The sequence below is a fragment of the Serratia sp. CY81684 genome (genome assembly GCF_052166595.1).
GTDB lineage: Bacteria > Pseudomonadota > Gammaproteobacteria > Enterobacterales > Enterobacteriaceae > Serratia > Serratia nematodiphila.
In genome coordinates, this window is sequence record NZ_JBJNOO010000001.1 from 106,733 (window position 1) to 119,137 (window position 12,405).

The following is a 12,405-nucleotide window of genomic DNA, read 5'->3' on the forward strand; positions in this document are numbered from 1 at the left end:
TGCGCCGCCCGATCCGCCGGGCGGCGCCAGGCGCGCCGATTAGCGCGCGTTTTGCTTGATGAAATCGTTGACGCTGGTGTCCTGAGCCATGTCGGCGATCACGTCGCCCAGCACGGAGTTGACGGCGTCGGTGATCTTCTCGTTGGTCGCCGTAAAGGCGCCCTGCACGTTATAGGTCGAGCGGTAATTCTTCACCTGCTTGTTGCCGTTCTTCGCCTGGGCGATGATCGAGATGTCGGCTTTGGTGGTGATGTTGTAGCGCAGGTTACCTTCGGCGACGTCCGCGTACAGGTTATTGACGACGATTTGCAGCGCCACCGGGCCGTCGGCACCGATCATGTAGCCGCGTGCGCCCATCTGTTTCTCCAGCACTTCCTGCAGCAGGAAACGCAGATCGCGCGATGGCGTCAGCGTGACCAACTGGCCGTCGCGGTTCACCTTGGCCAGCGCCTGGTCGGTGCGCTGATCCGCGCCGTTGATGCTGACAGTGATGCCCTGCAGGGTAGGATCCTGCTGCGGCAGAACGATTTTCGGCGTGACGTTCAGGGTGTTGCTGCTGGTCGCGCAGCCGGCCAGCAGCAGGGCGGCCAGCAAAGGAAGACAAAGTTTCTTTAACATGTTTTCTGTCTCATTCTCGATGGATTTAGCAATAATCAGAGCGGGATAGCCGACAACAAATTGCCGACATCATAGCATCGCCGCCGTGCGGTGGAAGCGCGGAAGGCGCCTGAGTGACAAATTTTTACCTGCCGTTGATAAAAACACGCTTTTTTGGCCCGCTCAATCGGATAATCCCCCAAGCGGCGGGGATGGCGCTCATCATTTGACCGCAGAAAAGAGAAATTTGTCCCGGCGATGGTCTAAACGGGGGAAAACCGGCTAATATTGAACTAGATGGGCACGGTCCTCTGCCGGTGTTGTAAGGAGATCCTATGATTCGCGAGCAAATAGAAGCAAAGTTAAGGGCGGCGTTTGAGCCCGCGTATCTGGAAGTCGTTGATGAAAGCTATCGTCATAACGTTCCGGCGGGTTCAGAAAGCCATTTCAAAGTGGTATTGGTCAGCGATCGCTTCGTCGGCGAACGTTTTTTGACGCGCCACCGCTCCATCTACGGCGTATTGTCGGAGGAGCTGGCGGACGGCGTACACGCGCTGGCGCTGCACACCTATACGCTCAAAGAGTGGGAAGGTCTGCAGGATACCGTGCCGGCCTCGCCGCCGTGCCGCGGCGCCGGCACGCTGGCCTGAGGGGGAAATTTTCAGGTATCAGTGGAACTTTGCCCTTGAATTAGGGTATTACTACTGACGAATTTTGAAACGGCCTGCGGGCCGTTTCTGTTTTTGACGACGACACGGCCGACGCGCAATGTGGCCAACGTTCGGTCTGTTTTGGCGGCCTTTGGGCGATCGAATCGGCAAAAGTGTGAGTTTTAGCGCGCCTGCGCCGCCTAGCTTTCCTCGACTCGCCACGCATGCGCCGCTATAATGTCGCGTCTTATTTTTCCGGAATGGTTTCGGGACGCTTCTGTCATCAGGGAACTCGGTTCTTATCTGTAGCCGTCCTGGTTCTTGGAACGGAGTTGACCGAGCACTGTGATTTTTTTGAGGTAACAAGATGCAAGTTTCAGTAGAAACCACTCAAGGCCTTGGGCGCCGTCTCTCTATTACTGTACCGGCTGATACTATCAAGCAGGCGGTGAAGAAAGAGCTGATCAACGCAGCGAAAAGCGTGCGTATCGACGGCTTCCGCAAAGGCAAAGTGCCGATGAACATCGTGGAACAGCGTTACGGCGCCTCTGTTCGTCAGGACGTGCTGGGCGAAGCAATGCAGCGCAGCTTCGTTGACGCGATCATCAAAGAAAAGATTAATCCGGCCGGCGCACCAAACTACGTGCCGGGCGAGTACAAAGAAGGTGAAGACTTCACTTTCGCCGTTGAATTCGAAGTGTATCCAGAAGTTGAGCTGAAAGGCCTGGAAAACATCGAAGTCGAAAAACCTGTAGTTGAAGTGAACGACGAAGACGTCGACGCGATGCTGGATACCCTGCGCAAGCAGCAGGCCACCTGGAAAGAAACCGATCGCGCGGCGGAAGCTGAAGATCGCGTGACCGTTGACTTCACCGGTTCTATCGACGGTGAAGAGTTCGAAGGCGGCAAAGCGTCCGACTTCGTGCTGGCAATGGGCCAGGGCCGCATGATCCCAGGCTTCGAAGAGGGCCTGGTCGGTCACAAAGCGGGCGAAGAGTTCTCCATCGACGTGAACTTCCCGGAAGACTACCACGCGGAAAACCTGAAGGGCAAAGCGGCCAAATTCGCTATCGTGCTGAAGAAAGTTGAAGAGCGCGAGCTGCCGGAACTGACCGAAGAGTTCATCAAGCGTTTCGGCGTGGCGGACGGTTCCGTTGCCGGCCTGCGCACCGAAGTTCGCAAGAACATGGAGCGCGAGCTGAAAGGCGCCGTGCGTAACCGCATCAAGTCTCAGGCGATCGACGGCCTGGTGAGCGCGAACGAAATCGAAGTGCCTGCTGCCCTGATCGACGGCGAAATCGACGTGCTGCGTCGTCAGGCTGCACAGCGTTTCGGTGGCAACGAGAAGCAAGCGCTGGAACTGCCACGTGAACTGTTCGAAGAGCAGGCGAAACGCCGCGTAGTGGTTGGCCTGCTGCTGGGCGAAGTGATCAGCACCAACGATCTGAAAGCTGACGAAGACCGCGTGAAGACGCTGATCGAAGAAATGGCTTCTGCCTACGAAGATCCGAGCGAAGTCATCGAGTTCTACAGCAAAAACAAAGAGCTGATGAACAACATGCGCAACGTGGCTCTGGAAGAGCAAGCGGTTGAAGCCCTGCTGGCGAAAGCGAAAGTGACTGAAAAAGCCACTACCTTCAGCGAGCTGATGAACCAGACTCAACAGGCGTAATGCCGGCGTGTCGGGCGCGATGAACGGCGCCCCCGGTTTCGCCTGGCGAACCGGCGCACGATGAAAAAGCCCGCAACCTCAGGTTGCGGGCTTTTCTTTTTGCCACGTTGCTGATTAATCTCAGGTTAAGCGGGATAATATGCACTATATTTACCCTGTTGCCTGGGGAACTGGCTGGCATGATAAAGGTCAGAATAACGGCATCGTTTTCGGCGCGCGGAGAAAATCGGCTCCTGGGCTTGAAATCGCGCCGGGATCCCCCCATCTGTAAAGAATAATTCTGGGGCTGTTTGCCAAAGTGCGCGGGATAAAACAACCGTCGGGTACGTGCGGCGCGGGTCGAATGCTTGAGCATAGTCATCATGGCCGTTCTCAAGTAGAATCGGCGTATTAGGGTGACACCCTGGCCGCCAAGGCAATTTCTATTAGGAGACGGTAATGTCATACAGTGGCGAACGAGATCAATTTGCACCGAACATGGCGCTGGTGCCGATGGTGGTAGAGCAGACTTCACGCGGGGAGCGTTCTTACGACATTTATTCCCGCCTGCTGAAAGAGCGCATCATTTTCCTGACCGGCCAGGTGGAAGATCACATGGCCAACCTGATCGTGGCGCAAATGCTGTTCCTCGAAGCGGAAAGCCCGGAAAAAGACATTTACCTCTACATCAACTCGCCGGGTGGGGTAATTACCGCGGGCATGTCGATTTATGACACCATGAAGTTCATCAAGCCGGACGTCAGCACCATCTGTATGGGCCAGGCGTGCTCGATGGGCTCCTTCCTGCTGACCGCGGGCGCCAAAGGCAAACGTTTCTGCTTGCCGAACTCGCGCGTGATGATTCACCAGCCGCTGGGCGGCTACCAGGGCCAGGCGACGGACATCGAAATCCACGCGCGTGAAATCCTGAAGGTGAAAGCGCGCATGAACGAACTGATGGCCGAGCATACCGGCCAGCCGCTGGAGCAGATCGAGCGCGATACCGAGCGCGATCGCTTTATGACCGCGGAAGAAGCCGTGGAATACGGCCTGGTTGACGGCATTCTGACACACCGCAGCTAGAACCACGCGGCGCCGATGGACTATAGTAATCAGAGTGGGCAGGGGTTCGCTCTGTTGTAGCCCCTCGGCGTTCCCGATATGAGTTTGGGCGCACTGCCGCCGTGATTTTCCTGCGGGACAAGACTAAAGAAGAGGTTTGACTGATGACAGATAAGCGCAAAGACGGTTCAGGAAAGCTGCTGTACTGCTCTTTTTGCGGCAAAAGCCAGCATGAAGTGCGTAAGCTGATTGCCGGGCCGTCAGTGTATATCTGCGATGAATGTGTCGATCTGTGTAACGACATTATTCGCGAAGAGATTAAAGAAGTTGCCCCGCATCGTGAGCGCAGTGCGCTGCCGACGCCACACGAAATTCGCCACCACCTGGATGACTACGTCATCGGTCAGGAGCAGGCGAAGAAAGTGCTGGCGGTTGCGGTGTACAACCACTACAAACGCCTGCGCAACGGCGATACCAGCAACGGTATCGAGTTGGGCAAGAGCAACATCTTGCTGATCGGCCCGACCGGCAGCGGCAAGACGCTGCTGGCGGAAACGCTGGCGCGCTTCCTGGACGTGCCGTTCACCATGGCCGACGCCACCACGCTGACCGAAGCCGGTTATGTGGGCGAGGACGTGGAAAATATTATCCAGAAGCTGTTGCAAAAATGTGACTATGACGTGCAGAAAGCGCAGCGCGGCATCGTTTATATCGATGAAATCGATAAGATTTCCCGTAAGTCCGACAACCCGTCGATCACGCGTGACGTCTCGGGTGAAGGCGTGCAGCAGGCGCTGCTGAAGCTGATTGAAGGCACCATCGCCGCGGTTCCGCCGCAGGGCGGGCGCAAGCATCCGCAACAGGAATTCCTGCAGGTCGATACTTCCAAGATCCTGTTTATCTGCGGCGGCGCATTTGCCGGCCTGGATAAGGTGATCGGTCAACGCGTCAACACCGGCTCCGGCATCGGCTTTGGCGCGACCGTCAAGGGCGAGTCCGAGAAGGCCACCGAAGGCGAACTGCTGCTGCAGGCCGAACCGGAAGATTTGATCAAGTTTGGTCTGATCCCTGAGTTCATCGGCCGTCTGCCGGTGGTGGCGACCCTGAGCGAGCTGAGCGAGGACGCGCTGATTCAGATCCTGAAAGAGCCGAAGAACGCCCTGACCAAGCAGTATCAGGCGCTGTTCAATCTGGAAGGCGTGGAGCTGGAGTTCCGCGATGAAGCGCTGAACGCCATCGCCAAGAAAGCCATGGCGCGCAAAACCGGCGCCCGCGGCCTGCGTTCCATCGTGGAAGGCGCGCTGCTCGACACCATGTACGATCTGCCGTCGATGGACAGCGTAGACAAAGTGGTGATCGACGAGTCGGTGATCGCCGGCCAATCCAAACCGCTGCTGATTTACGGCAAGCCTGAAGCCCAGGCGTCTGGCGAATAATTAGCCAGTTAAACCAGCGCGTTATCAGCAAAATGGGGGATTTCATCCCCCATTTCTTTTTCCTGCATTCTTGCCGTTGAATGTAAGAGATTCATCCCCATATACTCATTAACCAGATTTTATGAAACGTTAGATGCTTGCGTCTCATGAGATTCCCCCTCAACCTGGCGGAAATTAAACTAAGAGAGAGCTCTATGAACCCTGAGCGTTCCGAACGCATTGAAATCCCCGTTTTGCCATTGCGCGACGTGGTGGTTTATCCGCACATGGTGATCCCGTTATTTGTTGGCCGGGAAAAATCGATTCGGTGCCTCGAAGCCGCAATGGATCACGATAAGAAGATCATGCTGGTGGCACAGAAAGAGGCCTCAACGGATGAACCTGGCATTAACGACTTGTTCTCGGTCGGCACCGTAGCGTCGATCCTGCAGATGCTGAAGCTGCCGGACGGCACGGTAAAAGTGCTGGTCGAGGGGCTGCAGCGCGCACGCATCACTACGCTGTCCGACAGCGGTGAGCATTTCGCCGCGCAGGCGGAATACCTTGAGTCGCCGGCTATCGACGAGCGCGAGCAGGAAGTGCTGGTGCGCACCGCGATCAATCAGTTTGAAGGCTATATCAAACTGAATAAAAAAATCCCGCCGGAGGTGCTGACTTCACTCAACAGCATCGACGACGCCGCGCGCCTGGCGGACACCATCGCCGCTCATATGCCGCTGAAACTCAGCGATAAGCAGTCGGTGCTCGAGATGTCCGACATCACCGAGCGTCTGGAATACCTGATGGCGATGATGGAGTCGGAGATCGACCTGCTGCAGGTTGAGAAACGCATCCGCAACCGCGTCAAGAAGCAGATGGAGAAGAGCCAGCGCGAGTACTATCTGAATGAGCAGATGAAGGCGATTCAGAAAGAACTGGGCGAGATGGACGACGCGCCGGACGAGCACGAAGCGCTGAAACGCAAGATCGATGCGGCGAAAATGCCGAAAGAGGCGCGCGAAAAAACCGAAGCGGAACTGCAAAAGCTGAAGATGATGTCGCCGATGTCGGCGGAAGCGACCGTGGTGCGCGGCTACATCGACTGGATGCTGCAGGTGCCGTGGAATGCGCGCAGCAAGGTGAAAAAAGACCTGAACAAGGCGCAGGAAGTGCTCGATACCGATCACTACGGCCTGGAGCGCGTGAAAGATCGCATCCTCGAGTACCTCGCGGTACAGAGCCGCGTCAGCAAAATCAAAGGGCCGATCCTGTGTCTGGTGGGGCCGCCGGGCGTGGGTAAAACCTCGCTGGGGCAGTCGATCGCCAAGGCGACCGGTCGCCAGTACGTGCGCATGGCGCTGGGCGGCGTGCGTGACGAAGCGGAAATCCGCGGTCACCGTCGTACCTACATCGGTTCGATGCCGGGCAAACTGATCCAGAAAATGGCCAAGGTTGGGGTGAAGAACCCGCTGTTCCTGCTGGATGAGATCGACAAGATGTCTTCCGACATGCGCGGCGATCCGGCCTCCGCTCTGCTGGAGGTGCTGGATCCGGAACAGAACGTGGCGTTCAACGACCACTACCTGGAAGTGGATTACGATCTGTCCGACGTGATGTTCGTCGCCACCTCGAACTCGATGAACATTCCTGCGCCGCTGCTGGACCGCATGGAAGTGATCCGCCTGTCGGGTTATACCGAGGACGAGAAGCTCAACATCGCCAAACAGCACCTGCTGCCGAAGCAGCTCGAGCGCAATGCGCTGAAAAAAGGCGAGTTGACGGTCGACGACAGCGCCATCATCGGCATTATTCGCTTCTATACCCGCGAAGCCGGGGTGCGCAGCCTGGAGCGTGAAATCTCCAAACTGTGCCGTAAAGCGGTGAAAACGCTGCTGATGGACAAGAAGCGCAAGCATATCGAGATCAACGGCGACAACCTGAAGGATTACCTGGGCGTGCAGCGCGTCGATTACGGCCGTGCGGATACCGAAAACCGCGTGGGCGAAGTCACCGGGCTGGCGTGGACGGAAGTGGGCGGCGATTTGCTGACCATCGAAACCGCCTGCGTGCCGGGCAAAGGCAAGCTGACCTACACCGGTTCTCTGGGTGAAGTGATGCAGGAATCGATTCAGGCGGCGCTGACCGTGGTGCGCGCGCGCGCGGAGAAATTGGGCATCAACGCCGATTTCTACGAGAAACGCGACATCCATGTGCACGTGCCGGAAGGGGCGACGCCGAAAGATGGCCCGAGCGCCGGTATTGCGATGTGCACCGCGCTGGTCTCCTGCCTGACCGGCAACCCGGTACGCGCCGATGTGGCGATGACCGGCGAGATCACGCTGCGCGGTCAGGTGTTGCCGATCGGCGGCCTGAAAGAGAAGCTGCTGGCGGCGCATCGCGGCGGCATCAAAACCGTGCTGATCCCTTACGAGAACAAGCGCGATCTGGAAGAGATTCCGGACAATGTTATCGCCGATCTGGAGATTCATCCGGTGCAGCGAATCGATGAAGTTTTGAACATTGCGTTGCAAAACCCGGCCTTCGGCGCACTGCCGGTAGCGGCAAAATAGTGACGAATCGCAAAAACCATTGATAAAACTTATACTGGCAAGCCATTTCGGACTTGCCAGTATTTTTTTGTACCGCTAAGTTAGATCTCTGTCGGCCCGCGTTTTGTCACCCAGTCGGTGGCTTGCCAAGGTTCGATGGGATTGATATAACAGCTGCGCTGTCGCAACCGTAGGGATTTTTCGGTGCGACGATAGAATTCTAGAGGGGATGATAGAGTGAATAAGTCACAACTGATCGACAAGATTGCCGCAGGTGCTGATATTTCCAAAGCGGCAGCGGGACGTGCTTTAGACGCAGTAATCGCTTCCGTTACCGACTCCCTGAAAGCAGGGGATGACGTGGCTCTGGTAGGTTTCGGTTCCTTTACCGTGCGTGAACGTTCGGCCCGTACCGGCCGCAACCCGCAAACCGGTAAAGAGATCAAGATCGCGGCAGCCAAAGTACCTGCCTTCCGTGCAGGGAAAGCGCTGAAAGACGCTGTAAACTGATTTAGCGTCTAACCGTTTAGCGTAACAGGGTTTTGTAATAAACAATCACCTGACGCAGCGGTGCTGGTAAGGTAAGATACAAGGCGCATCGGACTGATGCGCTTTTTTTATTTTTGTCGCAGGGAACGCGCCTGCGCAAGGGTTGTTAATCCACATCACAGCGGAGTGTTGTCACACTATGATGGACAATTTACGCGCGGCTGCCAATCACGTCGTGCTCAAAATCATCCTGGCCCTGATCATCCTGTCATTCGTTCTGACCGGGGTGGGTAACTACCTGATCGGCGGCTCCGGCGATTATGCTGCGAAAGTAAATGGTCAGACGATCGAACGCGCTCAGCTGGAACAGGCTTTCCAAAGCGAGCGCAGCCGCATGCAGCAGCAGCTGGGTGACCAGTTCTCTGCGCTGGCCGGCAACGAAGGCTACATGCAGCAGATGCGCCGTCAGGTGTTGTCCCAGTTGATCGACAACATGCTGCTCGACCAGTATGCCAAGAAGCTGGGCCTGGCGGTCAGCGACGATCAGATCAAGGACGCCATCCGCAAGGCGCCTTACTTCCAGACCAACGGCCAGTTCGATAACGCCAAATATCTCGATCTGATTGGCCGCATGGGCTACACCGCCGACAACTTCGCGCAGTCGATGCGTCAGCAGTTGGTCAATCAGCAGGTGATCCAGGCCTTCGGCGAGTCCGGTTTCGTGCTGCCGTCTGAATCGCAAGCCATGGCGGCGCTGGTGCTGCAGGAGCGCGACGTGCGCCTGGCGACCATCGATTTGAAAGCGCTGCAGGCGAAACAAAGCGCCGGCGACGACGAACTGAAGGCGTATTACGATCAGAACAAGAACAGCTTCATCGCCCCGGAGCAGGTGAAGGTGAGCTATATCCCGCTGGACGCCGCGTCCATGCAGGACAAGGTGAAAGTGAGCGAAGAGGACATCAGCGCTTACTACGACCAGCACAAGAGCAGCTACGGCCAGCCGGAGCGTAAAAACTACAGCGTGATCCAGCTGAAGACCGAGGCGGAAGCCAATGCGGCGCTGGACGAGCTGAAGAAGGGCGCCGATTTCGCCACCCTGGCGAAAGAGAAATCCACCGACATCATCTCACGCCGCACCGGCGGCGAACTGGGGTGGCTGGAGCCGGAAACCACCGCCGACGAGCTGAAGCAGGCTAACCTGACCGAGAAAGGGCAGCTGTCTGGCGTAGTGAAATCCTCCGTAGGCTACCTGATCGTGCGTTTGAACGACATCGAACCTGAGAAACTGAAACCGCTGAGCGAAGTGCATGACGCCATCGCCAAGCAGGTGCAGCAGGAGAAAGCGGTAGACGCCTATTACGCGCTGCAGCAGAAGGTGAGCGAGGCGGCGACCAGCGACAACGAATCTTTGGCCTCGGCTGAGGAAGCGGCCGGCGTGAAAGCGGCGCAAAGCGACTGGTTCACCCGCGACAACATCCCTGCCGCGCTGAACTTCAAACCGGTGGTGCAGGCGATCTTCGACGGCTCGCTGATCGGCGAGAACGGCGCGCCGGGCAGCAACTCCGACGTGATCACCGTAGACGGCGACCGCGCTTTCGTGGTGCGCGTGAGCGGCCACAAGCCGGAAGGCATCGAACCGTTCGACCAGGTAAAAGACCGCGTGGCGGAACTGGTGAAACGCAACAAGGCGCTGCAGGCAGCGAAGCTGCAGGGCGAGAAGCTGCTGGTTGAGCTGAAGCAGGGCAAGGGCGACGAAGCGATGAAAGCCGCCGGCCTGAGCTTTGGCGCCGTGCAGAAGATGGCGCGCGCGCCGGAAGACAGCCAGCTGGTGGAGAGCGTATTCGCGCTGCCGCACCCGCAGGACGGTAAGCCGGTGTACGGCATGTCGCAGGATCGTCAGGACAACGTGGTGCTGATTGCGCTTGATGCGGTGAAGCCAGGCACGCTGCCGGAAGACGAAATGAAAACCTTCGTCGGCAAGATGGAAGAGGGCGCGACCGGCGTTTCCTTCGATTCGCTGCTGGCGAGCCTGCGTAAAGAAGCCAAGATCAAAATGGGCGCCGCTGAGCAACAGCCTCAGTAATCGCCGCATTTTTCTGCAACGCAGTGCAACAAACAAAGGCCGCTTTCGCGGCCTTTTCCATATCTGACATCCGTCGATTGCTGAATATCCGCCGCCACGGCAAGGTAGCCGTGCTGTCACACACAAGGAGGATACAGCATGCAATATTCAGAGAAAAAAGCGTTTTTCGGTTACCGTCGTCACGTTAACGCCGCGCTGACCGCGCTGTTGTTATGCCTGGCCGGCCCGGCCGCCGCGGTGGAAAAAAACGAGGCGCCGATGCTCTCAACACCGGCGAGCCATGGCGGACAATCGGTGATGACCAAGGCAACCGAAGAGGCGGCGGTCAGCATCAATCAGGCCACTGCCGAACAACTGGCCGCCGCCTTGAGCGGCGTCGGCCTGAAGAAGGCGGAAGGCATCGTGCGCTATCGCGAACAGAACGGGCCGTTCACCCAGGTTGAGCAGTTGCAGGAGGTGCCGGGCATCGGGCCGGCGCTGTTTGAGAAGAACCGCACCCGGCTGAAAATGTGATCCCGGTCGCGGCTGCGTGGCAAAATGGCGCTGAGGCCGTGACTCCTCTGCTACATTTTACAGGTCTTACCAGTTTGGCGCGTTGACCAAACGGGCGAGGGAGCCAGCGCGGCTCCCTCTTTCTGTAATCACCAGGCAGGAGCGATCGTTCCCTATGCAAACCTTTATCAAAGTTCGCGGTTATCACCTTGATGTTTACCAGCACGTTAACAACGCCCGCTATTTGGAGTTTCTGGAAGAGGCGCGTTGGGAGTGGTTGGAGAACGAAGCCGGGTTCCGCTGGATGACGGAAAACAACATCGCTTTCATCGTGGTGAACATCAACATCAATTACCGCAGCCCGGCGGTATTGGGGGATAAGCTGCGTATCGACAGCCAGATGGTGCAGCTCAACGGCAAGAGCGGGGTGCTGAGCCAAAAGGTGACGCAGGATCCGGCGGGGACGCCGGTGGCAGACGCGCTGCTGACTTTCGTGTGCGTCGATCTGAAAACGCAGCGTGCGCTGCCGATCGAAGGAGAATTGCGCGAGCACCTGGAGGCGCTCACGCTGAAGGATAATCCGCAGTAAGCTCACGGGCGGCATAGGCTGCCGCCGTCACTGCCCTCAGGCCAGGCCGGCTTTCTGTTTTAACGCCGCCATCACTTCTGCCTGGTTGGCCCGGTACTGCGTCAGGCCATTGGCGCGCAGGTTGCAGGCGGCGCACTCGCCGCAGCCGTCACCTTTGATGCCGTTGTAGCAGGTCAGCGTATCCTGGCGTACGCGATCCAGCTGGTGGTAATAATCCGCCAGCGCCCAGGTCTCGGCCTTGTTCAGCCACATCAGCGGCGTTTCGAAGCGGATATCGCGGGCGATGCCCAGCGTCACCGCCTTGTTCAGCGCTTTAACGAACTCGTCGCGGCAATCCGGGTAGCCGGAGAAATCGGTTTCACACACGCCGGTGATCACCGCTTCCGCTTCGACCTGGTAGGCGTAGATCGCCGCCAGCGTCAGGAACAGGATGTTGCGGCCCGGCACGAAGGTGCTCGGCAGCGCATTTTTCTGGTTGGGATCGTAGGCGGGAACCGGAATATTGTCGCGCGTCAGGCTGCTGACGGCCAGCTCATTGAGCAGCGTTACGTCCAGCACCTTGTGCGCCTTGGCACCGAGGGCTACCGACAGCTCTTGAGCCACTTCAATCTCGGCGCGATGGCGCTGGCCGTAATCGAACGTGACGCAGTGAACTTCGTCATACTGTTGCAATGCCTGGATTAAGCAGGTCGTGGAGTCTTGTCCACCGCTGAAAACGACAACCGCGCGCTTCATAAAATCACCTTTTTGGGCTTTGGCCTCTCCCGATACACATTCGGGCGGCAGGATAAAAATTGCGTTGCGGCGACAATAGTAGCAGAAAGGGCC

At 57.6% G+C, this 12,405-nt stretch carries 11 protein-coding genes; 9 read left to right on the top strand and 2 right to left on the bottom strand.

Annotation, left to right across the window (positions count from 1 at the left end; all coding sequences use genetic code 11):
* Window positions 1-39: 39 nt before the first annotated feature.
* Entirely contained in the window at window positions 40-618 is a 579-nt protein-coding gene (locus ACJ8QF_RS00550; RefSeq protein ID WP_004940363.1) for a lipoprotein, read from the bottom strand.
* Window positions 619-932: 314 nt separating this feature from the next.
* Between ACJ8QF_RS00550 and bolA the strand changes: the two genes are divergently transcribed.
* The 9 genes from bolA to ACJ8QF_RS00595 all read left to right on the top strand — a co-directional run bounded on the left by bolA (window position 933) and on the right by ACJ8QF_RS00595 (window position 11,577).
* On the top strand, window positions 933-1,247 hold the full coding sequence (bolA, locus tag ACJ8QF_RS00555; RefSeq protein WP_004940361.1) for a transcriptional regulator BolA: 315 nt from the start codon (window positions 933-935) through the stop codon (window positions 1,245-1,247).
* A 367-nt stretch (window positions 1,248-1,614) separates the two neighbouring features.
* Entirely contained in the window at window positions 1,615-2,919 is a 1,305-nt protein-coding gene (tig, locus tag ACJ8QF_RS00560) for a trigger factor (RefSeq protein WP_280630874.1), read from the top strand.
* A gap of 438 nt (window positions 2,920-3,357) precedes the next feature.
* On the top strand, window positions 3,358-3,981 hold the full coding sequence (clpP, locus tag ACJ8QF_RS00565) for an ATP-dependent Clp endopeptidase proteolytic subunit ClpP (RefSeq protein WP_004940356.1): 624 nt from the start codon (window positions 3,358-3,360) through the stop codon (window positions 3,979-3,981).
* Between the two features lie 143 nt (window positions 3,982-4,124).
* Window positions 4,125-5,396, top strand: a complete 1,272-nt coding sequence (gene clpX, locus ACJ8QF_RS00570; RefSeq protein WP_004940354.1) for an ATP-dependent protease ATP-binding subunit ClpX — start codon at window positions 4,125-4,127, stop codon at window positions 5,394-5,396.
* Between the two features lie 194 nt (window positions 5,397-5,590).
* The gene (gene lon / locus ACJ8QF_RS00575; protein WP_004940352.1) at window positions 5,591-7,945 is read left to right on the top strand and encodes an endopeptidase La; all 2,355 of its coding nucleotides are present in this window, start codon (window positions 5,591-5,593) and stop codon (window positions 7,943-7,945) included.
* A gap of 216 nt (window positions 7,946-8,161) precedes the next feature.
* Complete coding sequence (gene hupB, locus ACJ8QF_RS00580) at window positions 8,162-8,434, top strand: nucleoid-associated protein HU-beta (RefSeq protein WP_004940351.1); 273 nt, start codon at window positions 8,162-8,164, stop codon at window positions 8,432-8,434.
* Window positions 8,435-8,612: 178 nt separating this feature from the next.
* A complete protein-coding gene (gene ppiD, locus ACJ8QF_RS00585; RefSeq protein WP_161544441.1) occupies window positions 8,613-10,496 on the top strand; it encodes a peptidylprolyl isomerase in 1,884 nt (627 codons plus the stop codon).
* Window positions 10,497-10,634: 138 nt separating this feature from the next.
* On the top strand, window positions 10,635-11,009 hold the full coding sequence (locus ACJ8QF_RS00590; RefSeq protein ID WP_004940345.1) for a ComEA family DNA-binding protein: 375 nt from the start codon (window positions 10,635-10,637) through the stop codon (window positions 11,007-11,009).
* Window positions 11,010-11,163: 154 nt separating this feature from the next.
* Window positions 11,164-11,577, top strand: coding sequence for an acyl-CoA thioesterase (locus tag ACJ8QF_RS00595; protein ID WP_004940344.1), 414 nt, complete (start codon window positions 11,164-11,166; stop codon window positions 11,575-11,577).
* 36 nt (window positions 11,578-11,613) lie between these two features.
* Here the strand turns inward: ACJ8QF_RS00595 and queC are convergent, their stop codons facing one another.
* Complete coding sequence (gene queC, locus ACJ8QF_RS00600; protein WP_004940343.1) at window positions 11,614-12,312, bottom strand: 7-cyano-7-deazaguanine synthase QueC; 699 nt, start codon at window positions 12,310-12,312, stop codon at window positions 11,614-11,616.
* Window positions 12,313-12,405: the final 93 nt, after the last annotated feature.